Raw genomic sequence first — 25,599 nt, 5'->3', positions numbered from 1 at the left:
ACTCGATTCATAGCACGAGTCAGGGGCACCACACGATGTTTGAAAACCTCTCCGATCGCCTAACGCGCGTTGTCAAAAATATCAAAGGCGAGGCCCGCATTACCGAGGCCAACACGCAGGAAATGTTGCGTGAAGTTCGCCTTGCGCTGCTTGAGGCCGATGTGGCCCTGCCCGTGGTCAAAGAATTCATCAATCAGGTGAAGGAACAGGCGTTGGGCGAGGAGGTCTTGAACAGCCTGACCCCCGGCCAGGCGCTGGTGGGTATTGTTCACAAACAGCTAATCAAGCTGATCGGCGAGAAAACCGAAGAGATCAACCTGGCAGCCCAGCCACCGGTGGTCATTTTGATGGCGGGTTTGCAAGGTGCGGGTAAAACCACCACCACCGGCAAACTGGCCAAGTACCTGAAAGACAACCTGAAAAAGAAAGTGCTGACGGTGTCGGCCGACGTGTACCGCCCCGCCGCGATTGAGCAGCTAAAAACGGTCAGCGCGCAGGCAGGTGCCGAGTTTTTTCCTTCCGACATCACTCAAAAACCAGTCGATATTGCGCTGGCCGCGCTAAACCACGCCAAACGCCAGTTCTTTGATGTACTGATCCTGGACACGGCAGGCCGCTTGGGCATTGATGAAGCCATGATGAACGAAATCAAGGCCTTGCATGCGGCGGTAAACCCCACGGAAACCTTGTTTGTAATCGACGCCATGTTGGGCCAGGACGCAGCCAACACCGCCAAGGCCTTCAATGAAACCCTGCCCCTGACCGGTGTGGTGCTGACCAAAATGGACGGCGACGCACGCGGCGGTGCAGCTTTGTCGGTTCGCCAAATTACAGGCAAACCCATCAAATTCATGGGCGTGGGCGAGAAGCTGACCGGCTTTGAGAAGTTTCACCCCGACCGCGTGGCGGGCCGAATTCTGGGCATGGGCGACATTGTTTCCCTGGTGGAAGAAGCCAAAAAAGGCATTGACCAGCACGAAGCAGAAAAACTCGCCAAGAAACTAAAAAGCGGCAAGGCATTTGACCTGAACGACTTTCTGGCGCAAATCAGCCAAATGCGCAACATGGGTGGCCTGCAAGGCCTGATGGACAAGCTGCCCAGCCAGTTGATGAAAGGCGCAGGCGACGTAGACGCCACCGCCGCAGAAAAACAGATGAAGCGCACCGAAGCCATTATTTTCTCCATGACCATTCAGGAACGCACCAAACCAGACATTTTAAAAGCCTCCCGCAAGCGTCGCATTGCCGCCGGTGCGGGCGTGCAAGTTCAGGAAGTGAACCGCCTGCTAAAACAGTTTGAGCAAATGCGCGACATGATGAAGAGCATGCAGAAAGGCGGGCTTGCCAAATTGATGAAGAAAATGGGTGGCGGCGGCAAAGGCGGCTTTCCTGGTGGCGGCATGCCGCCGGGCGGTGGATTTCCCGGCATGTGATCAACTGCGGATTCAAGCTCAGCTCAAAAGTCACCCGCAATACGCGGTGCTGACTTCGGCGGTTCAACATAGCTGTAACCCCAGTTGCGGTCCAGCCGGTCGTACACCAGATTCGGGTAAGTCATTTTCCCAAGGCTGCCGTTGTAGCGCCCCAGCGCCCTGTCCAAGTCGCCTTTTTCAATGTCCAGGTAATGGCGCAGGATAAGGCAGCCATAACGGATATTCACCCGTGGTTCAAACAATTCCCGAGAACCTCCCCGCGACAACACATCGGTCCAGAAGGGCATCACCTGCATCAAGCCGATCGCCCCCGCGTGACTTACCGCATCTGCACGGAAGTTACTTTCCACTTCAATCAAGGCGAAAATAATTTGGGGGTCAATACCAACTCGCTGCGCTTCATAGCGAATCGTTTTAATCAGTTCTGTGCGCTCAGCAAAATCAGGCACTCTGCGCGCCAGGCGGCGCGACATTTCTGCCATCCAGTCAATGCGGTGGCTTACAGATTCAAAAATTGGACGGGGTGCAGCAGGAGCACTTAAGGCCGTGCGAAGTGCCAGACGCACATGGTCTGCCATGGGTTCATATTGCTGGCTGGCCAAAACAGGCGACCAAACCCCGACCAAAGCCAATACAAACCCAAGCAACACGAATACCCGGCGGGCAATATGCGCCAGCCGGGCCAAAGGATTACAAACTGACTTGCCTGTTGGCAAGCTCAACGCGCAACTGCTCAAAAATTTCCCCAACTTCGACATCGCGTTTTTCAACCTTGCCATCGCGCGATTGAAACTCCACTTTGCCTTCTTTCAAGCCACGGTCACCCAAAGTAACCCGCAGCGGCACACCAATCAACTCCCAATCTGCAAACATCACGCCGGGGCGCTCATCGCGATCGTCCAGCATCACATCCACACCCGCGTCCTTCAATTGCTGATACAGCTTGTCGGCCTCGGCTTTTACTTCTTCGCTCTTTCTGTAACCAATTGGGCACAACACCACTTCAAATGGGGCAATGCTGATTGGCCAAATAATACCGCGATCGTCGAAATTCTGCTCAATGGCCGCACCCAGAATGCGGGTGACACCGATGCCATAACAGCCCATTTCAATCACGGCAGGCTTGCCGTTTTCTTCCAGAAATTTGGCCTGCAAAGCTTCGGAATACTTGGTGCCCAAATAAAATACATGGCCCACTTCAATACCGCGGCACAGAGCCAGCACCCCCTTGCCGTCGGGCGAGGCATCGCCTTCCACCACATTGCGAATATCGGCCACTTCGGGCTCAAGCAAATCACGGCCCCAGTTCACACCTGCATAGTGGTAGTCTGCTGCGTTGGCGCCGCACACAAAATCACCCATGGCGGCTACGCTGCGGTCGGCAACCACGCGTACATCGCCACTCAGGCCCACGGGGCCCAGGTAACCAGGCTTGGTGCCAAAAACAGCCACAATTTCAGCCTCGGTGGCCAGCCGCAATTCTTGTACACCGGCCAGCTTGCCCAGCTTGATGTCGTTCACTTCGTGATCGCCGCGCACCAAGGCCAATATAATTTGTACCTTTTTGACCGGCTTGGTTTCATTTTTATCAAGTGCCTTGTCTTCCCACTCGTTGGCAAACACCACGCTTTTCACCGTGGCAGCCAGCGGCAAACCAAGTTGAGCGGCCACAGCCTCGCATGTAGAGTTCCCCGGTGTGTGCACTTTCTCCATGGCCTTGCTTGCAGCTGGGCGCTGGGCCGTACACACGGCCTCGGCCAACTCCACGTTGGCGGCATAGTCTGAACTCGGGCAGTACGCAATCGCGTCTTCGCCGGTGTCTGCAATCACGTGGAATTCATGGCTGCGGTTTCCACCAATTGAACCAGTGTCGGCATTCACTGCCCGGAAATTCAGACCCAAGCGAGTAAAAATACGGCGGTAAGCGTCGTACATCACGTCGTAGGTTTTAAGCGCAGCTTCCTGATTGCGATCGAATGAATAAGCGTCTTTCATCACGAATTCTCGACCACGCATCACACCGAAGCGGGGGCGGATTTCGTCGCGGAATTTCGTCTGGATTTGATACAGGTTCAAGGGCAGCTGGCGATAGCTTTTCACTTCCTTGCGAACCACGTCGGTAATCACTTCTTCGTGCGTGGGGCCGATCACGTAGTCGCGGTCGTGGCGGTCTTTCATGCGCAGCAGCTCAGGGCCGTACTTTTCCCAGCGTCCACTTTCCTGCCACAACTCGGCGGGCTGCACTGCTGGCATTAACAACTCCAGGGCACCGGCACGGTTCATTTCTTCCCGAACAATGTTTTCAACCTTGCGGATAGAACGCAAGCCCACGGGCATGTAGGTGTAAATGCCGCCCGCCAAACGCTTGATCATGCCAGCCCGCATCATCAGTTGGTGGCTGATCACTTCCGCATCAGCGGGGGCTTCTTTCAGGGTATTCAAAAAAAACTGGGTGGCGCGCATTTGCAAAAAACTCGTGAGTAATGAATTGGTTAGAACTGCGATTGTACTTTTATCCGCCCGCAGCGCGGATACCCTAGGTGTACAAACGCAGGCTGGTGCTTATAATGACTGTGAATTGTAAAGAAATCTGCGGGGCGCGTATGCTTGATAAAGAAGGCTACCGTCCCAACGTCGGCATTATTTTGACCAATTCCCGAAAGCAAGTCTTTTGGGGTAAGCGAATTCGTGAACATTCCTGGCAATTTCCGCAGGGCGGAATTAAGCATGGTGAATCGCCTGAACAAGCCATGTACCGGGAACTCCACGAAGAAGTTGGCTTGTTGCCAGAACATGTTGAAATTATAGGAAGAACCAGGAATTGGCTGCGGTACACCGTGCCCGATCACTGGATTCGACGGGAATGGCGCGGAAGCTACAAAGGCCAGAAACAAATCTGGTTTTTGTTGAAATTGGTTGGAAGGGATTGTGATGTCAGCCTGCGGGCCACAGAACACCCCGAATTTGATGCCTGGCGTTGGAACGAGTATTGGGTTCCACTTGAAAACGTAATTGATTTCAAACGGGAAGTGTACAAACAAGCATTGGGAGAGTTGGCCAAGCTGCTGTTTTCCAGAAATGACCCAAGGCGACTGCCTAGGGGCGATCACTGGGAACCTGCCGTAAAAACCGAGGAAACCCAAGAAAAACCTGAGTCGACATAAAAAAACGCGAACCACCTGGTTCGCGTTTTTTTTAAGGGCTCAGCACAATAGTGGTTTCAACGCAGCCAACACGGCAGTGGCGTCTTCAAGATGAGGGTAATGCCCCAAACCAGCCAGTCGAATGGTTTGTTTGCCAGGCACCAATTCTTCAAACCGCTGCACCATGTGTTCGCCGGAAATTGGGTCTTCAACGCCATCGATCAAGGTGAAAGGCATGTCGGCCTTTTGCAAAGCCTGCACCCAACGGTCACGATTTTCGCGCCTCTCGCGCATGTACTGAATCAACAGGTGCATGCACAAATTGCCTTTTTTGTGGGCCATTAATGTCCAGGCAGCGTCAATGTCAGCATCGCTCAAACCCTCGGAACACACGCTGCGCAAGCTGGCTGCCAGCTTTTCTTTTTTCATCAGCCGGGTGAACACAAAACCCATCGGGCTGAGCAACAGCTTCTGAACCAGAATGGCACGGTGAGTTTCTGGAAAAAGCCCGCCATTGAACATCACCACACGCTCCAGCCTGAAGCCCAACTGGCCTTCTGCATGGCGGGCCAGAATTTCTTGCCCCACAGTGTCACCCACGTCATGGGTAATCATCGTGCATGCGGAAATGCGTTTGCTTTTTAGCAGGGCTTCGGCAATGTCAGCCTGGTTAAAAATGGAGTGCTGCCAAGTACGGGGTTTGTCGGAATACCCATAACCCAGCATGTCGAAGGCAATTAAGCGATGTGATTCAGCCAGTTCAGGCCACATTAAATGGAAGTCGTAGCTGGCAGTTGGAAAGCCATGAATCAACAACAGCACTGGCTTGTTGGCCGCGCCGGTGTCTTGCACAAAGATAGAGTGGCCTTTCCAGTCAAAAAACTGCCCGCTGCTTTTCCACATCGACAGTTCCATAGGCGCACTCCAATTCGTGTTAGGCCAATATCACCATGTTGTCGCGGTGAATCAGCTCGGGTTCGTCCAAATAACCAAGGATGGACTCTATCGCGCTGGTGGGCTGCTTGGCAATTTTTTTAACCTCGGCAGCAGAATAATTAACCAGGCCACGTGCCACTTCCTCGCCTTCAGGGCTTAAGCATGCCACCACATCGCCGCGCTGGAAATTGCCCTGGCAACCCGTTACGCCAATTGGCAGCAGGCTACCCTTTTTCTTGCGCAAGGCCTCGGCTGCGCCTGCATCCAGCAACAGCGAGCCCTTCAATTTCAAATGGTCGGCCATCCACTGCTTGCGGGCGGCCAAGCGGCCCAAAGGCGCTTTCAGATAGGTACCCACAGGCTCGCCTTTCATCAGGCGCACCAGCACATTGGGTTCATGGCCGCTGGCAATCACCGTGGCTGCGCCGCTTCGTGCTGCACGTTTGGCTGCCAGAATTTTGGTAATCATGCCGCCTGTGCCCACGTTGCTACCGGCACCACCTGCCATTTTTTCAAGTTCAGGATTGCCCGCAGTTTCCTCAACAATGAACTTTGCATCCGGATTCTTGCGGGGGTCGGCGCTGTACAAGCCCACTTGGTCAGTCAAAATGACCAGGGTATCGGCTTCGACCAGGTTGGTGACCAGTGCACCCAAGGTGTCGTTGTCACCAAAACGGATTTCGTCTGTGACCACCGTGTCGTTTTCATTAATGATAGGTACAACCTTGTGACCCAACAAAGAGTACAGCGTGGACCGCGCATTCAGGTAACGTTCGCGGTCGGCCAAATCGGCGTGGGTCAGTAGCACCTGCGCGCACACCAAACCGTGTTCCGCAAAGCCAATCTCGTAGGCGTGCACCAAACCCATTTGCCCCACCGCCGCAGCGGCTTGAAGTTCGTGAATTTCGCGTGGGCGCTTGGCCCACTTCAAGCGTTTCATTCCCTCGGCAATTGCGCCAGATGAAACCAACACCACCTCACAACCTTGATTGGTTAGCTCAGCAATTTGAGCTGCCCAGGCGCGAATGGACTCCATGTCCACACCCTCGCCATTCTTGGTAACAAGGGAGCTGCCCACTTTGACTACTACACGTTGATTTGCCAGAGATTTCCCTGCCACGGAAGTTACTCCTGATCGTCGCCAGTTTTTTCGGGATTGATGAGTGTACCTGTGCTTTCGCGGAAACGCGCATCGGGCTCGGGCGGAAATTCCACCTGCATTTGCTGCACCAGGTTTTCGTAAACCGAGCGCATCAGGTTGGCCGTGTTTTCGCCGGTCAAGCTGGAAATGGGGTGAACCTGACCTTGCCATCCCGTTTTCTTCTGATAACGCTTCACAAAATCGTCAATTTTCGCTTTGCGGTCTTCTTCCGCAATCATGTCGATTTTATTCAACACCAACCAGCGGGGCTTGGCCCACAGGTCTTCATCGTACTTGCGCAACTCTTCTACAATGGCTGCAGCCTCATGCACTGGGTCTACGTTTTCGTCGAACGGGGCCAAATCCACCAGGTGCAACAGCACGCGCGTGCGGCTTAGGTGCTTCAAAAACTGGTGACCCAGGCCTGCGCCTTCCGCTGCCCCTTCAATCAAACCCGGCACGTCAGCAATTACAAAGCTTTGCGCATGGCCAATGCGCACCACGCCCAGGTTGGGGTGCAAAGTGGTAAATGGATAATCTGCAATTTTTGGCCGTGCATTCGATACCGCAGCAATCAAGGTCGACTTGCCTGCATTGGGCATGCCCAGCAGGCCCACATCGGCCAGCACTTTCAACTCGAGCTTGTAGCGGGCTGAATCGCCGTCTTTGCCTTTGGTGAACTGGCGCGGTGCGCGGTTCACACTGCTTTTGAAGTGGATATTGCCCAGGCCGCCATCGCCGCCCTTGGCAATCAACACTTGCTGACCGTGCTCGGTCAAATCAGCAACAACCAAGCCTGTTTCAGCATTCACAATCGTGGTACCTACAGGCATTTTCAACACAACGTCCAGGCCAGCCGCACCATAGCAATCGGACCCACGACCATTTTCACCGCCTTTGGCGCGGTGCTGTTTGGAAAAACGGTAATCAATCAAGGTGTTGAGGTTGCGATCAGCCTCGGCAAATACGCTGCCGCCTTTGCCGCCGTCACCACCATCAGGGCCGCCCTTGGGAATGAATTTTTCACGACGAAAGCTGCCCGAGCCATTGCCGCCCTTGCCTGCAAACACCTCAATTGTTGCTTCGTCGATGAATTTCATGCCTTGTCCCGAAAATTGTGCTGCTGAGTTTGCTTGTTTACTTAAAACTTGAATGTACTTGACCCAAAACGAAAATAGCCCTGCAATGCAGGGCTATTGGACCAAGCACGGTGTGCGGTGCAAACGAAGATATTAGCCTTCGTTGACCACGCTCACAGTTTTGCGACGCAAGGCGCCTTTCACTGAGAACTGCACCTGACCATCAGTCAGGGCGAACAATGTGTGATCTTTGCCCATGCCGACGTTGTCGCCAGCATGAAAACGTGTACCGCGTTGGCGAATGATAATGCCGCCGGCGTTGATCGCCTGACCGCCAAACACCTTCACGCCCAGTCGCTTGGCTTCTGAGTCACGTCCGTTGCGCGTAGAGCCGCCGCCTTTCTTACTTGCCATGAGTCATTCTCCTCTATCAAGCGTTGATGGCTTGGATCTGGATTTGAGTGTAGTTCTGGCGATGGCCTTGACGCTTTTGGTAGTGCTTGCGACGACGCATCTTGAAGATCTTCACTTTATCGTGACGACCGTGTGCCAAAACAACTGCCTTGACCGAAGCCCCTTGAACCAGTGGAGTGCCCACTTTAACTGTGTCACCGCTACCAACGGCAAGCACTTCGTCCAGAGAGATTTCTTGGCCAATGTCAGCAGGTATCTGTTCTACTTTAAGTTTTTCACCAGCGATAACTTTGTATTGTTTACCACCGGTTTTTATGACCGCGTACATAGTTGACCCTTAAATTTAACCAAAGTCTTTAATCAAACTTTCAAAGATTTGAACCCGAAAAAATTCGGATAGCCCGCAATTATGCTCGGAAAATTCAATGATGTCAAAGCCTTGTGCGCAAAGTTGGTACATTCTGTAAACCCTGTGCGGCTTTTCGCAAACACCCTCAAGTACAATATGCGCAACGCAATTAACCTACATATGCCTCAAAACCCATGCCTAGCCCTGCGCCCAGTGTGAAAAGTGTGTTGCTGCCCATTGCAGCCGACATGCAACAACTTGATCAAATCATTCGCACCAGCCTGCATTCCGAGGTTAGCCTGATCAACCAGATCAGCGACTACATCATCAACGCAGGCGGAAAGCGTTTGCGGCCAGCATTGGTTATTCTGACAGCCCGCGCCTTGGGTGCCAACCCCCTACAAATGTCGCAAGCCATTGAATTGGCAGCAATCGTTGAATTCATCCACACAGCCACCCTGCTGCACGATGACGTGGTCGATGAGTCCGATATGCGCCGCGGTCGCCTGACTGCGAATGCAGAATATGGAAACTCTGCCGCCGTGCTGGTGGGCGACTTCCTGTACTCCCGCTCGTTTCAAATGATGGTCAAGATCGGCCTGATGGACGTGATGGACGTGCTCTCGGAAGCCACGAACACGATTGCCGAGGGTGAAGTGCTCCAGTTGCTCAACTGCAAAGACCCGGACGTGACCGAAGCCCGGTACATGCAGGTCATTGACTTCAAAACCGCCAAGCTTTTTGAGGCTTCTTGCCGGCTGGCTGGCATTGTGACCGGCCAGAACACTGAAACCACCGCGAATTTAGGTCGCTTCGGCGCCGAAGTGGGCAGCGCTTTTCAACTGATCGACGATGTACTGGATTACGCTGGCGAAAGTGCCGCCCTGGGCAAAAATGTAGGCGATGACCTGCGTGAAGGCAAACCCACCCTGCCCCTGATTCACGCCATGCAACATGCAGCGCCACAAGTGCAGGCTCAAATTCGGGATGCCATTGCCAACGGTGGAACCCAGGATGTCAGCGCAATCATGGCGAGCATTGAACAGACCGGCTCGCTGAATTACACCCGACACAAGGCGCATGCACTGGCCGAATCAGCCAAAATCCGATTGGGTACCTTGGCACCGAACCCGTACACCGAAGCGCTGACCCTGTTGTGCGACGTTGCGGTGAATCGCAACACCTGACTGGCACAAAAACATCCGCCTAGGTGATTGATAAGTACATACTGAATACGCATAGTTGGGCAATACAGCTGTTGATCCAAACCGTTCACTTTCAAGGACCTTGATCTATGAGCATCAGTAGTGCAGTTGTCAAAAGCTCGGGACTTGTACGGGCATTGACCGCCAAAGGAATTCTGGACAGCGCGCAGCTTGAGCAATTGACCGCTGAAGAAGCCCAAGGCAGATCGGTCGCGGAATGGATTGTGAGCAATGGCGTGGTAAGCGCGGAGTTGCTTGCCAGCACGGTCGCCCAGCATTTCGGTTACCCATTGCTCGACTTGAGCCAGTTTGACGATTCTCGTGAAGGGCTTGAAACAGATTTGATTCAGGCCGAGAAAGGGCTTGAAGCTTTTGTACTGAATCGTCGCCACGGATCACTCAGCGTGGCCATGGCCGACCCCACCGACCTAAGTACGATTCAGCAACTGAAATTCCGCACCCAACTGCAGGTGGAGCCCGTGGTGGTTGAATACGACAAGCTACTGAGCCGGATTGAGAAAAACGACCCCTCACAGGGCATGGACGAAAGCTTGCTGACCGAAGTTGAATCCGATGCCGGCAATTCAAACAACGAAGAAACTTCGCCCGATGTGGACGACGCGCCAATTGTGCGATTTGTTCAACGCGTGCTCAGCGATGCCCTGAAGAAAGGCGCTTCAGACATTCACTTTGAACCCTACGAGAAAAGTTACCGGGTTCGATTCCGAATCGACGGCCTGCTTCAGGAAACGTCCCAGCCACCACTGGCTGCCAAATCAAAGATCGCAGCTCGAATCAAAATCATGAGCCGCTTGAACACCACCGAAACACGGGTCCCTCAGGACGGTCGCATTCGACTCACCTTGGGCGCCGATGAGCGCAAAATCGATTTCCGGGTTAGCACCCTGCCCACCCTGTTCGGTGAAAAAATTGTGATGCGCCTGCTCGACTCGAGCAAGTCACTGTTAAAACTAGAACAACTCGGCTTTGAGAACACCCAGCGCGCCGCAGTCGAAAAGGCACTGGCAAAACCACATGGCATGATTCTGGTCACAGGCCCCACCGGCAGTGGCAAAACCGTGTCGCTGTACACCTTCCTGCAAATGTTGAACCATGACTCGATCAACATCAGCACCGTAGAAGACCCCGCCGAAATCAACCTGCCCGGAATTAATCAGGTCAACATCAACGAACGAATTGGCTTGACCTTTGCAAAGGCCCTGCGCGCCTTGCTCCGCCAGGATCCCGATGTGATCATGGTTGGCGAAATCCGCGATCTCGAAACCGCTGACATCTCGATCAAGGCTTCTCAAACAGGCCACAAGGTGCTCTCAACCTTGCACACCAACGACGCCGTGTCGTCCATCATCCGCCTGAAAAACATGGGCGTTGAAACCTTCAACATTGCCTCCTCGGTCAGCCTGATCATTGCGCAGCGCCTGGTGCGCAAACTGTGCAATTGCAAATCCCCGCACCCGCTTGGGCTTCAAGCGTTGACCACCTCTGGCCTGTTAAAAGAGGTCCCCCAAGAGGATTGGACACCCTTCTGCGCGGTGGGCTGCGAGGCCTGCAATGGCACAGGATACTCAGGTCGCACCGGGATTTACGAAGTGCTGCCTGTGTCCGAAGCCATGCAGGAACTCATTATTTCGGGTGCCTCTGCACTTGACATGGAGCGCCTGGCTCGCCAAGAGGGCATTGCCAGCATGAGCGAATCGGGCGTTGCCAAGGTTCGCTTGGGCATCACCAGCATTGAGGAAATTCTGAGCGCGACAAAAGCCGATTAATCTGCTTGCGAGCGCGCACAATGAATGCAAACCTGAGAGAAAAATCCCCTTCCGGGGAACTGCTTTTTCTGTGGACGGAGAAACCCAAAGGCAAGGCACAAAAGGCCCGGTCAGGTGAAATCAGAGCGAAATCAATTGACCACGCCCGCTACCAACTCAGCCGGCAGGGGGTCAAGGCCAGTTCGCTTCGAAAAGCCAAACCCTACACAGGCAGCAATATTCAACTGGTCATGGTGGCCTCTTTTGTCAGGCAACTGGCCGTAATGATCCAGTCGGGCGTACCCCTGGGGCAAAGCCTCGGTTTGATTGCTGGCGGCATGACCAGCAAATCCAAACGAGCCATTCAAACTGTGGTTAGAGCCATTCGCGCCGACGTAGAAAGCGGCTTGAAACTGAGCGAAGCCATGCGCAAGCATCCCCGCTGTTTCGACAATTTGTTCTGCAACACACTGGCCGCGGGTGAAAATGCCGGTGAACTGGATACAGCATTGGGTCGCTTGGCCACCCACATTGAAAAAACCTTGCGCATTCGGCAAAAGGTTCGCAAGGCAATGATCTACCCAAGCATTGTGGTGCTGGTGGCCATTGGGGTCACCGTGGGCATGTTGCTGTTTGTGCTGCCCTCGTTCAAGTCCATTTACTCCCAGTTCAACGCCGAACTGCCTTTGCTCACCACCATCTTGTTGAAAGCCTCCGACTTTCTTCAGGAATACGGATTGATTGTGCTCGGCGCTTTGGTACTGGGAATATACAGCCTGTTACAAATGTACCGTCGCAATCAAAGATTCAAGAACGCCATGGACATTCTTCTGTTGCGCATGCCGCTTATCGGCGATCTGATGAAAACAGCGGTCCATGCCCGCTGGACACGCACGTTTGCCACTTTGAGCGCATCGGGCGTGCCGATTACCTCTGCATTGGAGTCGGTGGCCAGCGTGTCTCAGATTCAAAGTTTTCAGGACGCCACCCTTGAAATACGACAAGCCGTGGCCTCGGGCGCCCGGGTTTCAGACAGCATGGAAGGCAGTCGGCTTTTTCCGCCAGAATCCATCCAGATGATTCGCATTGGCGAAGAATCAGGAAGAATGGACTCGATGCTGGAACGCTTGGCCAATCAGTACGAGACCAACCTGGATGACAAAGTGGATACACTGTCCACCGTGATGGAGCCCATGATTATGTGCATTATTGGCATACTGGTGGGCGTGCTGATTGTGGGCATGTACATGCCGATCTTCAATATGGGAGACATTGTTTGACCTCACTGAATGGTTTGGAGCCCGCCCAATGGCTGGCGCTTAGCGCACTGTTGGGACTGTGTATCGGGTCGTTGCTCAATGTAGTGGCCCACCGATTACCCATCATGATGCAACGCGCATGGGACGCAGACCTTGCCGAGGCTCAAGGTCGCGAGCCCGAGGAATTTCCGCGCTTCAACCTGTTTCTGCCCGCATCCCATTGCCCCGCCTGCAAAACCCCACTGAAGGCCTGGCACAACATTCCGGTGCTTTCTTACCTGTTGTTGCGTGGCAAATGTGGCCATTGCTCAAGCCAAATCTCCATGCGCTACCCAGTGGTTGAACTGTTGTGTGGCGGCCTCTTCCTGGCGATTGCCTGGCTCAATCCTCCCGGCGTTGTGGGCCTTGCCCTTATGGTGTTTGCGGCCAGCTTGTTGGTATTGGCGCTTATCGACCTTGATACTTACCTGTTACCAGACAGCATTACCCTACCCTTGTTGTGGGCCGGTTTGCTGTTCAACCTTTTCTTCGCATTTGTGCCGCTGGCCAGCGCCGTATCGGGTGCGGCACTGGGCTACCTTGTTTTGTGGCTGATTTATCAGCTGTTCAAGCTGGCAACCGGCAAAGAAGGCATGGGCTACGGCGATTTCAAATTACTGGCAGCGATCGGTGCCTGGCTGGGCGTTACGTCGCTGTTCAGCGTGGTGTTGTTTGCCTCGGTTTCGGGCATTGTGTTTGGCCTGATCATTCAAACCATTCGCGGAAAGAAAAAAACCGACGCATTTCCCTTTGGCCCCTGCCTGGTGATGGGCGCGTTGGCGTGGATGGCAGGCTTTGACCTGACCAAATGGATTTAAGCAAACCATGCACATCGCCTTAAAAAAACCCAAACAACTGGTAGTTGGCCTGACAGGTGGAATCGGTTCAGGGAAAACAGCGGTTTCCGACCGGCTTCAAGCACTGGGGGCCACGGTCATCGACACCGATGAAATCGCCCACAGCCTGACAAAAACGGGGGGACTGGCCATACCCGACATACAACGCGCATTTGGCAACGAGGCCCTGCGTCCCGATGGCAGCATGAACCGAGACCACATGCGGGCATTGGTGTTCAAAGAACCAGAAAAGCGCCAGGCGCTTGAAAAAATTCTTCACCCAAAAATTCGCCAGCTTGTTCAACAACAACTCGACGCGGGTGCCCCCATGTACTTTGTATTGGTGGTGCCACTGCTGTTTGAGAAAGGCGGCTGGGGTGAGCTAATGGACGAAATTGTCGTGGTGGACTGCCCTGTAGAGAAACAAGTTCAACGCGTCATTCAACGCAATGGCTGGCCGGAAGCTCAGGTGCGCGCGGTCATGCAAAACCAGGCCACACGAGAGACACGACTGGCGGGAGCAACGCAGGTGATCGAAAACAAAGGCGAGCTACCCGAATTGATCGAAAAAATCGACTTTATGCACCAAAAATTAATAAAAAAAGCGCAAAAGTGACCTTGCTATTTGCATGAAAACCACAGGTGCGCCACAATCACACCTGATGTTCCTTTTAATTGCGATGGCTCGGTGACTCAAGTTACAGACGAACAACAGACCACCAATCAGGTCACTCAAATCACCACTTACGAGTTTCCACTCAACGAGAGAATTCGTACGCTGTTGCGCCTTGAAGATTTATTCGCCAAGTTTGGCTTTTTCATGTCTCAAGACCATCGCCTGGACCATCACACCGCGCTGCTCACCCTGTTTGAAATCATTGAAGTAGGCTCAAGAGCCGACTTGAAAAGCGATTTGCTTCAAGAACTTGACCGGCAACGCGCATCGCTGGTGCAATTTCGTGGCCACCCAGGTGTTGACCGCAACATGCTCGAAGAAACGCTCGCGAGCATTGATTCAACCGCGACTCAGCTAAACCAATGCAATGGCAGGCTTGGCTATCACCTGCGTGACAACGAGTTCCTCATGATTATTCGCAGCCGTTGCTCCATACCAGGCGGTGTTTGCGAATTTGATTTGCCTGGCTACCACCGCTGGCAATCCCGATCTGCCCAGGCACGCCGAGTCGACATGGAGGCTTGGTTTGAACCCATGCGTCCCCTGGCCAAAGCTATTGAGTTGGTATTGAAAATACTGCGCCACAGCGGTGAAATGAGTGCGGTCACGGCCGAGCAAGGAAACTACACGCAACAAATGAGCGGCAAAACATTTCAGCTGTTACGGGTTGATTTACCTAGCGAGCTTGAAGTTGTGCCCGAGTTCAGCGCCAACAAATACATGCTGTGGATTCGCTTCAATATTCCGAACGCCAACGGGGTCAGCAAAAACAACCCCTACCTGGAACCGATCGAACTCAAAATCAGACTGTGTAATTTGTAATGCCAAGCCCTAAGCCTTGAACTGACTTAGCATGGCAATACCGTGCGCGCCGTGCAAACGGGCGTCGCACATATCTTCCCAACCCAAACCACCAATTGCAAACACCGGCAAACGCGCAGCTTGAGCCATTTCAAGAAATTGTGCCCAGCCCAAACCAGGCTGCCCAGGATGCGAAGCGGTTTGCTTCACTGCACCCAACACGGCGTAACTCAAGCCACGATCGAAGGCAATTCGCAGACTGTCTGCATCATGCACAGACGCACCGGCACATTGCAAATCCTGAAACTGACCGGACAGCAAATGCGCTTGCGTCAAATGCAGCGGGCATGGCAAGTTATCCAGATGTTCTCGGAGGTTTAACCAGGTATCGGAATTCAACAGCATCGCCTGCCCGGTTTTCTGACACAGGCTGTAACAGTGTTCAAATGCCTGAATCAGAACATCCCCGTTCAGCTGCTTCTCCCGAAATTGAACATAAACTGGCACCCTGTTGACGCTCAAGGCTTGTTCCAACCGTTTGACACAAGCCTCGAACCCAGCCTCGTAATTGCTCAACGCCATTGCCGTGGGCTGAGCCAATTTAGGCAAAAGGGGTTCGGTCGCAGGCAAAATCGGGGAAAGATCTGAACTGTCAAGGCTGGCCCAAGTGAATTGCTGCTGCTCAAGCGATTTGGGTGTGCCTTCAAAACGCCACACGCGGTACAAATGCAAACGCACATTGGCGTGCTCGTAATCGTGTTCAATGCGGAACCACGGGCCACCTTCCTTCGCGGTGATGTCCAGTTCTTCCTTTAACTCACGTACAAGGGCTTGCCACACTGTTTCATCAGGCTCAACCTTGCCACCGGGGAACTCCCAGTAACCGGCATAAGGCTTTCCTTCTGGCCGACAACCCCACAGCACCTGGCCTTTGGCATTGAAGACCACGGCCACAGCAACGTCGATTCTGGGTTTCAAGTGCATACCCTCAACTCGGCTCACAAACCTTTGGAGCCTGCCCAGTGCTTGGCAAACTGGTAAGCCAGACGACCGCTGCGGCTGCCGCGCTCAATGGTCCAGCGAAGCGCGATATGACGAGCTTCGTCGGTGTATGGCATGTTGAAATGCTCCAGCCACACTTGCACAGCCGCCAGGTATTCATCCTGGTTGAATGCATGAAATGAAACCCACACACCAAAACGGTCGGACAAAGAAACCTTTTCTTCAATGCCCTCGGCTGGGCGAATTTCGCCGTTGTCCAAGTGTTGGGTTTGAAGGTTGTCTTTCATCATTTGCGGCAGCAAATGGCGGCGGTTGGACGTGGCGTAGATCAGTACGTTGTCGGAAGTACCGGCAATCGAACCGTCCAGCACGCTTTTCAATGCTTTGTAACCAGCCTCACCTTCCTCGAAAGAAAGATCGTCGCAAAACACAATGAAGCGTTCAGGCCGGCCATTGACCAAATCCACCACGTCTTGCAAAAACAGTAGATCAGACTTGTCCACTTCGATCAGCCGCAAACCCTGTGGTGCATAGCGGCTCAACATGGCACGCACCAAACTGGATTTGCCTGTGCCACGCGCACCAGTCAACAACACATTGTTGGCGGGCAGGCCTTTCACAAACTGATGGGTGTTCTGGTCGACCTTTTCTAGCTGCGGGCCAATATTCTTGAGCACAGCGGCATCCAACGATTCGACTGTTTTTACAGGCTCAAGGCGCAATTGACCGGCCCGGTGGTGCAAGCGGAATGCCGTGGAGGCATTCCAGTTATTCGGGGCTTTCATCACCCCCTGTTCCAAGGCCTGGGCGATTCGGCCAAGTTGCTCAAGAATGGCCTTGCTATCGTTGTGTTGGGTGCTCATGGTTCAGCCGCGCTTAACTGCGGTAGTCCGCATTGATGGTGACGTACTCATGCGAAAAATCGGTAGTCCACACCGTGGTACTGGCATCGCCACGCCCCAACTGAACACGCACGGTAATTTCAGCGTCGTTCATCACGGCCTGGCCTTGCTCTTCCCGGTAGTCCGGATGGCGACCGCCATTTTGGGCCACATACACATCGCCCAAATAAAGTTGAATTTTGGTTTGATCCAGATCATCAATGCCTGCATACCCTACCGCTGCCAAAATGCGACCAAGGTTGGGGTCCGATGCAAAGAATGCGGTTTTCACCAAGGGCGAATGGCCAATTGCATAGGCCACTTTCAAGGCTTCGTCTTCGTTACCGGCCTGCTCCACCTTCACCGTAATGAATTTGGTGGCGCCTTCACCATCGCGCACAATCGCCTGGGCCAGCTTGATCGATTCAGCTTTTAATGCTTCGAACACGGCTGCAGCTTCGGGCTCATTGCCGGTTTGAATATTCACTGCCTTGCTTTTACCCGTGGCAATGACCACAAAACTGTCGTTGGTGGACGTATCGCCATCGATTGTAATTCGATTGAACGAGGCATCTGCCATCGCAGTGGTCCACTTTTCCAGCACAGGCTGTGCAACGGTCGCATCGGTGGCCAAATAGCCCAGCATGGTCGCCATATTGGGGCGGATCATGCCAGCCCCTTTGGACACACCGGTGATTGAAATTTCACCGGAACCCACTTTCAATTTGCGGCTGCTTGCCTTGGGCAATGTGTCGGTGGTCATGATGGCTGTAGCTGCATCCAGCCAATCGGCTTTGCCCAAACCGGCAACGGCTTGATCAATGCCCAGCAGCAAACGGTCCATCGGCAGGTTTTCAAGAATAACCCCGGTTGAAAACACCAACACCTGCTCGGGCTGCACACCCAGCAATTCAGCCACTTTGGCGGTGGTTGCACGCGCATCAGCCAATCCACGTTCACCCGTGCCTGCATTGGCACAGCCGGTGTTCACCACCAGGGCACGAATGCCTTTGCCAGCCTTCAAATTGGCTTGACACACCTGCACAGGAGCCGCGCAAAAACGGTTTTTTGTAAACACCCCCGCCACGCTGCTGCCTTCGGCCACACGCACGACCAACACATCCTTTCGGTTGGGCTTGCGAATTTGGGCCATGGCATAACCCATGTCCAGCCCGGCAACGGGGAACAGTGATTCAGCTAAGGGTACATTCAAATTCACGGGCATGGCGGTCAGCTCCCTGGCACGTTGACTTCAATACAATTAGGCAATTTTTCCGTGGCACTGCTTGTACTTCCTGCCTGAACCACACGGGCAAGGGTCGTTGCGGCCCACTTTTTCACTCACGCGGCGTGGCACGTTGGCGGGAGCTGCTGCCCCCTGTTCATCACCTGCCGAGGCATCCTCATCATCGCTTGTTACTTCGGCGTGCTGATACTGAACCTTGTCCAAATGGGACGACGCTTGCTGCTCCAACTGCTGCTCAGCCTGCTGAACCTGTTCGGCGGATTGAACACGCACGGTGAGCAGCACTTTGGCCACTTCATCGCGTACGCGATTCAGCAAAGCACCAAACAACTCGAAGGCTTCACGCTTGTATTCCTGTTTGGGGTTTTTCTGGGCATAGCCGCGCAAGTGAATACCCTGACGCAGGTAATCCAGTGCAGCCAAATGTTCGCGCCAATGCGTATCAATGCTTTGCAACAACAATGTTTTTTCAAACTTGGCAAAGGAATCCACACCGACCAACTGAACTTTGGCTTCGTAAATTTCATCGGCCATTTGAAGAATTCGCTTCAGGAAGTCTTCATCCGAGCTTTTCGCATCCTCTTCCAGCCATTTGCGCAAGGTGGCTTCCAGGTGATACTCATTGCGCAGCACGGTCTCCAAGCCTTCCAGATCCCATTGCTCTTCTACGGACTCTTCAGGGATGTACTCGCGGAAGACTGCCTCCAAAGCGCCGTGGCGCAGGTTGCCAATGGTTTCGCGAATTTCAGCAGATTCCAGAATTTCATTGCGCTGCGTATAAATAATCTTGCGCTGTTCATTCGAGACGTCGTCATATTCGAGCAATTGCTTGCGAATATCAAAGTTGCGGCCTTCAACTTTGCGTTGGGCCGACTCAATGGAACGGGACACAATGCCCGCTTCAATCGCTTCACCTTCTGGCAGCTTCAGTCGTTCCATGATGGCGCGTACGCGGTCACCCGCAAAAATACGCAGCAACTGATCTTCCATCGACAAGTAAAAACGTGAAGAACCGGCGTCGCCTTGGCGACCGGCACGACCACGCAACTGGTTGTCAATTCGACGGCTTTCGTGGCGCTCGCAACCAATAATATGCAAGCCGCCCGAGGTCAACACAGCCTCATTGCGAAGCTTCCATTCGGCGCGTGATTTCTCGATCAAGGCGGGCTTGGCAGCTTCGTCAATTTCGGGATTGTTTTCAATGCCTGCAAGCTCACGTTCCAGGTTACCGCCCAGCACAATGTCGGTACCACGACCCGCCATGTTGGTTGCAATGGTAATGGCTTTGGGACGCCCTGCCTGGGCCACAATCTCGGCCTCTCGCTCGTGTTGCTTGGCATTCAGCACATTGTGGGGCAACTTCTCTTTTTCGAGGAAACTGGCGATCAGCTCGGAATTCTCGATGGAGGTGGTACCCACCAACACAGGTTGGCCACGCTCGTAGCAGTCCTTGATGTCTTCAAGAATTGCGTTGTATTTTTCACGGGCGCTTTTGTAGATTTTGTCTTGTGAATCTTTGCGCTGAATAGGGCGGTGTGTTGGAATCAGTACAGTTTCCAGGCCGTAAATGGACTGGAATTCAAACGCTTCTGTGTCGGCTGTACCGGTCATACCAGACAGCTTCTTGTACATGCGGAAGTAATTCTGGAACGTGATTGAGGCCAGCGTTTGGTTCTCGGCCTGAATACGAACGCCTTCCTTGGCTTCCACGGCCTGGTGCAAGCCGTCGGACCAACGGCGACCTGGCATCAAGCGACCGGTGAATTCGTCAACGATGATTACTTCGCCGTTCTGGACCACATAGTGCTGGTCTTTGTGGAACAGATTGTGGGCTCGCAACGCAGCCATCACATGGTGCATCAATGAAATATTGGCCGCATCGTAAAGGCTGGCACCTTCTGGCAACAATCCCATCTGGGTCAGAATTTGCTCAGCCTTCTCGTGGCCAGTCTCGCTCACCTGGATTTGGTGACCTTTCTCATCGACATAAAAGTCACCCGGCACTTCCTCTTCGCCAGGCTTTTGCTCGCTTTGCATGCGCACCAATTGCTTCGGCAAGCCGTCCAGCTTGCGGTACATCTCGGTGTGATCATCGGCTGGGCCCGAGATGATCAAGGGCGTGCGAGCCTCATCGATCAAAATTGAATCCACCTCGTCGACGATCGCGTAGTTCAGCCCACGCTGCACACGCTCGCCAACGCTGTAGACCATATTGTCGCGCAGGTAATCAAAACCGAATTCGTTGTTGGTACCGTAGGTGATGTCCGATGCGTATGCAGTCTGCTTTTGGTCATGCGGCATTCTTGACAGGTTGCAACCCACGCTCAAGCCCAGAAAGCCGTACAGCTTGCCCATCCAGGCAGCATCGCGAGAGGCCAGGTAATCGTTCACGGTGATCACGTGAACACCTTTGCCCTCCAGCGCGTTGAGGTAGGCTGGCAAGGTCGCCACCAGTGTTTTACCCTCACCGGTGCGCATTTCTGAAATTTTGCCTTGATGCAGGGCCATACCGCCGATCAGCTGCACATCGAAGTGCCGCATGCCGAACACCCGCACGCTGGCTTCGCGCACAACGGCGAAGGCTTCAGGCAACAGGCTCTCCAGCGCATCGCCCTTGGCCAGGCGCTCTTTGAATTCGGCAGTTTTTGCGCGCAAGGCCTCGTCGCTCAAAGCCTGAACGGTTGGCTCTAGTGCATTGATTTGGTTGACGGTTTTACGGTAGGTTTTCAACAACCGTTCATTGCGGCTGCCAAAAAGCTTTTTCAGAGTGTCTGTGATCATAATGTCGGCTGGTTCGACCCTTTGGGGGCCAGAAAGTCAATCGACCGGGTTTTGGGTCCGGTCGATTCCAAAAACAGCCTAGAAGTTTAGCACGCGAAGCTTAGTCCAGCGGGCCTGCAGCGCTTTCCGAGAATAAGCCGTTCAAGGCAGCAACAGTTGAAGGGCCAGGACGGGGAAGGCCATTCTTTTCAAGAAACTTATTCGGATTTTGAGGTACACCATCGACACGCACCTCAAAGTGCAGGTGGGGGCCTGTAGATCGGCCTGTACTGCCAACCAACGCAATTTTTTGCCCAAGTCGCACGATGTCTCCGGGCTTGACCAACAGCTTGGAAGCGTGTGCATAACGGGTGGTAGTTTTGTTGTTGTGTTCAATTTCTACCATGTTGCCGTAACCCGGATGCCATTTGGCTTCGACCACCACACCGGCAGCAGCAGCCAGAATGGGCGTTCCGGTCGGGGCAATGAAATCAATGCCTTCGTGGGTAGAGCGGCGCCCGGTGAAAGGATCAATCCGGTTACCAAAGTTACTGACAGCGATGGTGTCGGTGAGCGGGGATTCATTGGGAACACTGAGGAATTTTACGCGGGCAGTCTGAAGGTCCGTATCAATAATGCTGAATACATCGGCCTGTCGTTCAATTTGGCTGGCAACATCTGAAATGGCTGTTTTAACCTCCCGGTAATTCAACGACTTTTCATCTTTTTGCTGCAGACCACCCTGGCCCAGTTGCTCTGTGAGGGTCACCTTGGTGTCAAGTCCATTGGACTTCAACAATCGAACGCTAACAGCATCCAGACGCGCAAGTTGGGCTCGCATCTCGGCGAGGCGAATGGCCATGGCATCAAGCGGGCTTCCGGTATCCGCCACATCATGGTGCTTGGCCAATTGGCGCGTGTATACAATGTCTTGAACGACGGGAATACTTTCGCCGAAGCGCGCAGCCAAATACAGGCCGGCGGCCATGAACGACCCCGCCAACATAACCAGCAAAACAAGCAACAAAGCAACGTGGCTGGTCTTTATACTGAGTACACTGGTGCGAGAGAAAGGACCCCGCATAAGAATTAACTGCATGTATAACCTCCTCAATCCGCGTAGCGAACCGAATTCACCCGTTTTTAACGGGTTTTAGTGAGAACACCCGGTGAAACCAAAGCATTCCGCATTATCTCCCTTGGCAAGCCTGATGCAGGAACCACAAACAAGCTCGTTAATCACCCAAGCGGCGCAATCGCGTCGACTTGAGAAGATTATTCACACTTGGCCCACGCTTCGTGGCGTGACCTTCAGTGTTGGACCAATCAAAAAAGACAAACTAAAAATTTTCGTGTCGACCCCGGCGGCGCTGACGCGCCTGAGGCAATCCTTACCCAGCCTGATTCAGCATCTGCAGGGCTCGGGCATGAATATAAACGAAATTCAGCTTCAAATACAAACCAACCCTTTGACATCGAAGCAGTTGGAGCGTCGCCCAAAAAGGGCTGTTTTCTCGGATGCCGCTAGAAAAGCGTGGCTAGACCTTGAAAACCGGCTTGGGGATTCGCCTTTGAAAGCGGCTACTCAAGCACTGAACAAACATCACAAATTCAAGTAATTTCTGGAATGTATCCCAAAACCACCAGATTTTGTTGAGATTAATACTATTTTACATTCGGACATTTAGGCAACTGCCCAATCTGCCCTAAATACAGTAGGTGTTTCCCTGACACTTTCGAAGGTCACCACTTCAAACGCAGAGGGGTCTTTAATCAGGGCTCGAATCAACTGATTGTTTAGACCATGGCCGGATCGATACGCCTGGTACTCGCCGATAATGGGGTGCCCAATCACATAGAGATCGCCGATTGCGTCCAATACCTTGTGTTTCACGAACTCGTCGTCGTAACGCAAACCGTCCGAATTCAGGATTCGGTATTCGTCCATCACAATCGCGTTGTCCAAATTACCCCCAAGGGCCAGGCCAAGATTACGCAAGGTTTCGACGTCTTGTGTGAAACCAAAGGTTCGCGCCCGAGCGATGTCCCGGGTAAATGATGTGCTGGAGAAGTCGATTTCAACCATTTGCCCGGTTTTATCGATCGCGGGGTGACCAAAATCAATTTCAAATTTCAGGCGGAAACCATCGTAGGGCGTCAAGCTGGCATATTTCAGGCTTGCGCCCTCGCCTTCCCGCACTTCCACGGCTTTCTTCACACGGATGAATTTTTTCAAGGCGGACTGTTCAACCAATCCGGCTTGCTGAATGAGAAAAACAAACGAAATGGCACTGCCATCCATAATGGGCACTTCAACCGCCGTGAGATCAATGTAGGCGTTATCAACGCCCAAACCACACAGGGCGGACATCAAATGCTCGATGGTTGAAACCTTGGCGCCGTCCTTTTCAAGCGTGGAGGCCATGCGCGTGTCGCCAATCGCCAGGGCATTAACCGGGAAGTCCACGGGCTCTGGCAGATCAACGCGCCTGAACACAATACCCGTGTCAGGTGGCGCAGGTCGCAGCGTCATGGTCACCCGCTTGCCAGAATGCAAGCCGATTCCCGTGGCGCTCAACACTTGTTTTAAGGTTCTCTGTTTCACTCAACTTTCCTTGAATTGTCACGGAAGTGTAACCACCCGTTTAGGTCAACCCAAGATTTTTTATGGAGGTCAAACTCCAATTAGGGTTAAAAAGGAGTAAAAGTGTCGCAAAATTGCACGATTTACCCCGTTTCTACAGTTATTTCTTAAATTTGCGACAACAGCTTTTCAGCAGTACTGTTCTCGAAAACACCGGGTGCTTCCAGATTGAATTGGGTTACCACGCCATCTTTTACCAGCATGGAATAGCGATTGGATCGAATTCCCATGCCGCGAGCAGTCAGGTCCAGCTCCAGGCCAATTTTCTTGGTGAGTTCAGCAGATCCGTCGGCCAACATGCGTACTTTGCCTTCTGCACCCATGGACTTGCCCCACATGCCCATCACAAACGCGTCGTTCACGGAAATGCACCAAATTTCATCAACGCCCTTTGCTTTGAATGCGTCGAAATTCTGGATAAAACCAGGCACATGCTTCGCAGAACAGGTTGGCGTGTAAGCGCCGGGCAAAGCGAGAATCGCAACCGTTTTACCGGCCAACTCTTTTTCCACTTCAAATTTGTTGGGTCCTAAAGCACACCCTTCGGTTTCCTCGTGGAAAAACTCATACACCGTTGCGTTGGGCAGTTTGTCACCGATCTTGATTGTCATTTTAATGCTTCTCCTAAAACCTCAAAAATACACCACACAAGCGACCCTGAGTAGATCGCGGATTTGCAGTCTTCGGCAAAACTGCAAACTTCACCCGCGAACTACCGAGGGTGTTGATAGGACATTCACTTTCCGAAAATGTTCTCGAAAAACTGATCGCTTGCGTTGAATACTGTGCCGCGTTTAGTCCGCTTGACGGCGCAAAAATGCGGGAATATCAAACCGGTCCATGCCACTGTCCTGCAAAGCTTGTACACGTGATGCAGCATTGTCGCGCGGATTGCGGAACACAGCCGGTATGGCGTAATCCGTTTCACCTTGCTGACCGCTGACCGCATCAAACGTACCGGTGCGTGCCATGGGTTGATACTGCTCGGCCTGCACCAAAGTCGGCTTGGCTACCTTGCGGCCCAAACCTGTAGCAACCACTGTGACACGCAAATCGTCACCCATGGTTTCATCGTAGGCGGTACCGAAAATCACCGTTGCATCTTCCGCAGCATAGGCACGAATGATGTTCATGACTTCCTTGGTTTCTTTCAGCTTCAGGCTCTTGCTCGAAGTGATGTTGACCAACACGCCACGAGCACCCGACAAATCGACACCTTCCAACAATGGCGATGCAATGGCTTGCTCGGCCGCTTCACGCGCGCGCTCAGGGCCGTTGGCGGTGGCTGTACCCATCATGGCCTTACCCACTTCCGACATGATGGTTTTCACATCTTCGAAGTCGACGTTCACGTTGCCTTCTACGTTGATGATTTCAGCAATACCCGCGCAGGCGTTGTGCAACACATCGTCGGCTGCAATAAAGCAGTCTTCTTGTGTGGCATCGTCGCCAACCACTTCGAGTAGCTTTTCGTTCAGCACAATAATCAGTGAATTCACTTTGCTGGACAGCTTTTCAAGACCTTCTTCTGCGGCCTTGCAACGCTTGTTGCCTTCAAACTCAAAAGGCTTGGTCACAACAGCCACCGTCAGAATACCCAGCTCCTGAGCTACCTCAGCAACCACAGGTGCAGCACCAGTACCTGTACCACCGCCCATGCCTGCCGTGATGAACACCATGTGCGCGCCACGCAGTGCATCGCGAATGCGGTCACGGTCTTCTTCAGCAGCCTGACGGCCAGCCTCGGGTTTTGCGCCCGCACCCAAACCAGTTTTACCCAGCTGAATGAGCACATTGGCTTTGGTTTTGGCCAAGGCCTGTGCATCGGTGTTGGCGCAAATGAATTCGACGTTTTGTACGCCTTGCGCAATCATGTGGGCCACCGCGTTACCGCCTGCGCCGCCTACACCTACAACCTTAATGACAGTCCCTTGAGTTTCTGTCTCGAGAATTTCAAATGACATGGTGTTTGCCTCCTATCTAGCAAAA

Annotated in this window: 24 protein-coding genes; 9 read left to right on the top strand and 15 right to left on the bottom strand. The window is 53.2% G+C overall.

Features of this window, described 5'->3' with window-relative positions; genetic code table 11:
• Positions 1–35: 35 nt before the first annotated feature.
• Positions 36–1,433 (top strand): signal recognition particle protein, encoded by a 1,398-nt coding sequence (gene ffh / locus ACVL1J_RS09995; RefSeq protein ID WP_159572526.1) that lies wholly within the window; start codon positions 36–38, stop codon positions 1,431–1,433.
• A gap of 23 nt (positions 1,434–1,456) precedes the next feature.
• Here the strand turns inward: ffh and ACVL1J_RS09990 are convergent, their stop codons facing one another.
• Together ACVL1J_RS09990 and ACVL1J_RS09985 are read right to left on the bottom strand one after the other, a co-directional pair.
• Positions 1,457–2,155, bottom strand: a complete 699-nt coding sequence (locus ACVL1J_RS09990; RefSeq protein WP_236550911.1) for a lytic transglycosylase domain-containing protein — start codon at positions 2,153–2,155, stop codon at positions 1,457–1,459.
• Entirely contained in the window at positions 2,124–3,896 is a 1,773-nt protein-coding gene (locus ACVL1J_RS09985; protein ID WP_159572522.1) for a proline--tRNA ligase, read from the bottom strand. The genes ACVL1J_RS09990 and ACVL1J_RS09985 overlap by 32 nt, the downstream gene beginning before the upstream one ends.
• A gap of 140 nt (positions 3,897–4,036) precedes the next feature.
• Here ACVL1J_RS09985 and ACVL1J_RS09980 point away from each other — a divergent pair, with 140 nt between their 5' ends.
• Complete coding sequence (locus ACVL1J_RS09980) at positions 4,037–4,597, top strand: RNA pyrophosphohydrolase (protein ID WP_008250450.1); 561 nt, start codon at positions 4,037–4,039, stop codon at positions 4,595–4,597.
• Between the two features lie 39 nt (positions 4,598–4,636).
• Here ACVL1J_RS09980 and ACVL1J_RS09975 read toward each other — a convergent pair whose 3' ends face one another.
• The 5 genes from ACVL1J_RS09975 to rplU all read right to left on the bottom strand — a co-directional run bounded on the left by ACVL1J_RS09975 (position 4,637) and on the right by rplU (position 8,474).
• Positions 4,637–5,491 carry an alpha/beta fold hydrolase gene (locus ACVL1J_RS09975; RefSeq protein WP_341236554.1) on the bottom strand — a complete coding sequence of 285 codons (855 nt, stop codon included), beginning with the start codon at positions 5,489–5,491 and terminating at the stop codon, positions 4,637–4,639.
• Between the two features lie 19 nt (positions 5,492–5,510).
• Positions 5,511–6,632, bottom strand: coding sequence for a glutamate 5-kinase (proB, locus tag ACVL1J_RS09970; RefSeq protein ID WP_159572514.1), 1,122 nt, complete (start codon positions 6,630–6,632; stop codon positions 5,511–5,513).
• A 5-nt stretch (positions 6,633–6,637) separates the two neighbouring features.
• Positions 6,638–7,753: an Obg family GTPase CgtA gene (gene cgtA / locus ACVL1J_RS09965; RefSeq protein WP_159572512.1), complete on the bottom strand. Its 1,116-nt coding sequence runs from the start codon at positions 7,751–7,753 to the stop codon at positions 6,638–6,640.
• A 132-nt stretch (positions 7,754–7,885) separates the two neighbouring features.
• On the bottom strand, positions 7,886–8,146 hold the full coding sequence (gene rpmA / locus ACVL1J_RS09960; protein WP_008250442.1) for a 50S ribosomal protein L27: 261 nt from the start codon (positions 8,144–8,146) through the stop codon (positions 7,886–7,888).
• Positions 8,147–8,162: 16 nt separating this feature from the next.
• Positions 8,163–8,474 (bottom strand): 50S ribosomal protein L21, encoded by a 312-nt coding sequence (rplU, locus tag ACVL1J_RS09955; RefSeq protein ID WP_130558484.1) that lies wholly within the window; start codon positions 8,472–8,474, stop codon positions 8,163–8,165.
• Between the two features lie 215 nt (positions 8,475–8,689).
• Here rplU and ACVL1J_RS09950 point away from each other — a divergent pair, with 215 nt between their 5' ends.
• The 6 genes from ACVL1J_RS09950 to zapD all read left to right on the top strand — a co-directional run bounded on the left by ACVL1J_RS09950 (position 8,690) and on the right by zapD (position 15,098).
• Positions 8,690–9,682 (top strand): polyprenyl synthetase family protein, encoded by a 993-nt coding sequence (locus ACVL1J_RS09950; RefSeq protein ID WP_341236555.1) that lies wholly within the window; start codon positions 8,690–8,692, stop codon positions 9,680–9,682.
• A 107-nt stretch (positions 9,683–9,789) separates the two neighbouring features.
• Positions 9,790–11,487, top strand: a complete 1,698-nt coding sequence (gene pilB / locus ACVL1J_RS09945) for a type IV-A pilus assembly ATPase PilB (RefSeq protein ID WP_341236556.1) — start codon at positions 9,790–9,792, stop codon at positions 11,485–11,487.
• A gap of 20 nt (positions 11,488–11,507) precedes the next feature.
• Positions 11,508–12,746 (top strand): type II secretion system F family protein, encoded by a 1,239-nt coding sequence (locus tag ACVL1J_RS09940; protein ID WP_341236557.1) that lies wholly within the window; start codon positions 11,508–11,510, stop codon positions 12,744–12,746.
• Complete coding sequence (locus ACVL1J_RS09935; protein ID WP_341236558.1) at positions 12,743–13,582, top strand: prepilin peptidase; 840 nt, start codon at positions 12,743–12,745, stop codon at positions 13,580–13,582. Before ACVL1J_RS09940 ends, ACVL1J_RS09935 begins: the two co-directional genes overlap by 4 nt.
• A 7-nt stretch (positions 13,583–13,589) precedes the next feature.
• Positions 13,590–14,216 carry a dephospho-CoA kinase gene (gene coaE, locus ACVL1J_RS09930; protein ID WP_341236559.1) on the top strand — a complete coding sequence of 209 codons (627 nt, stop codon included), beginning with the start codon at positions 13,590–13,592 and terminating at the stop codon, positions 14,214–14,216.
• 120 nt (positions 14,217–14,336) lie between these two features.
• Positions 14,337–15,098: a cell division protein ZapD gene (gene zapD, locus ACVL1J_RS09925; RefSeq protein WP_371717467.1), complete on the top strand. Its 762-nt coding sequence runs from the start codon at positions 14,337–14,339 to the stop codon at positions 15,096–15,098.
• Between the two features lie 9 nt (positions 15,099–15,107).
• Here the strand turns inward: zapD and ACVL1J_RS09920 are convergent, their stop codons facing one another.
• The 5 genes from ACVL1J_RS09920 to ACVL1J_RS09900 all read right to left on the bottom strand — a co-directional run bounded on the left by ACVL1J_RS09920 (position 15,108) and on the right by ACVL1J_RS09900 (position 22,065).
• Positions 15,108–16,055 carry a Nudix family hydrolase gene (locus ACVL1J_RS09920; RefSeq protein ID WP_159572498.1) on the bottom strand — a complete coding sequence of 316 codons (948 nt, stop codon included), beginning with the start codon at positions 16,053–16,055 and terminating at the stop codon, positions 15,108–15,110.
• A gap of 20 nt (positions 16,056–16,075) precedes the next feature.
• Entirely contained in the window at positions 16,076–16,942 is an 867-nt protein-coding gene (locus ACVL1J_RS09915) for an ATP-binding protein (protein ID WP_159572496.1), read from the bottom strand.
• A 13-nt stretch (positions 16,943–16,955) separates the two neighbouring features.
• Entirely contained in the window at positions 16,956–18,185 is a 1,230-nt protein-coding gene (gene argJ, locus ACVL1J_RS09910; RefSeq protein ID WP_341236560.1) for a bifunctional glutamate N-acetyltransferase/amino-acid acetyltransferase ArgJ, read from the bottom strand.
• 36 nt (positions 18,186–18,221) lie between these two features.
• Positions 18,222–20,987 carry a preprotein translocase subunit SecA gene (gene secA, locus ACVL1J_RS09905; RefSeq protein WP_341236561.1) on the bottom strand — a complete coding sequence of 922 codons (2,766 nt, stop codon included), beginning with the start codon at positions 20,985–20,987 and terminating at the stop codon, positions 18,222–18,224.
• A gap of 100 nt (positions 20,988–21,087) precedes the next feature.
• Positions 21,088–22,065 carry a M23 family metallopeptidase gene (locus ACVL1J_RS09900; protein WP_159572490.1) on the bottom strand — a complete coding sequence of 326 codons (978 nt, stop codon included), beginning with the start codon at positions 22,063–22,065 and terminating at the stop codon, positions 21,088–21,090.
• Positions 22,066–22,177: 112 nt separating this feature from the next.
• Here ACVL1J_RS09900 and ACVL1J_RS09895 point away from each other — a divergent pair, with 112 nt between their 5' ends.
• Positions 22,178–22,585: a hypothetical protein gene (locus ACVL1J_RS09895; RefSeq protein WP_159572488.1), complete on the top strand. Its 408-nt coding sequence runs from the start codon at positions 22,178–22,180 to the stop codon at positions 22,583–22,585.
• A 65-nt stretch (positions 22,586–22,650) separates the two neighbouring features.
• Here the strand turns inward: ACVL1J_RS09895 and lpxC are convergent, their stop codons facing one another.
• The 3 genes from lpxC to ftsZ form a co-directional block, all read right to left on the bottom strand.
• Positions 22,651–23,571, bottom strand: a complete 921-nt coding sequence (lpxC, locus tag ACVL1J_RS09890; protein WP_341236562.1) for a UDP-3-O-acyl-N-acetylglucosamine deacetylase — start codon at positions 23,569–23,571, stop codon at positions 22,651–22,653.
• 146 nt (positions 23,572–23,717) lie between these two features.
• Positions 23,718–24,221, bottom strand: a complete 504-nt coding sequence (locus ACVL1J_RS09885; protein ID WP_159572484.1) for a peroxiredoxin — start codon at positions 24,219–24,221, stop codon at positions 23,718–23,720.
• A gap of 183 nt (positions 24,222–24,404) precedes the next feature.
• Entirely contained in the window at positions 24,405–25,574 is a 1,170-nt protein-coding gene (gene ftsZ, locus ACVL1J_RS09880; protein ID WP_159572482.1) for a cell division protein FtsZ, read from the bottom strand.
• Between the last annotated feature and the right edge of the window lie 25 nt (positions 25,575–25,599).

It is taken from the genome of Limnobacter sp. G6BE5S, from assembly GCF_058448965.1.
The sequence above is the reverse complement of the archived record's forward strand: the minus strand, read 5'-3'. Positions and strand labels throughout refer to the sequence as shown.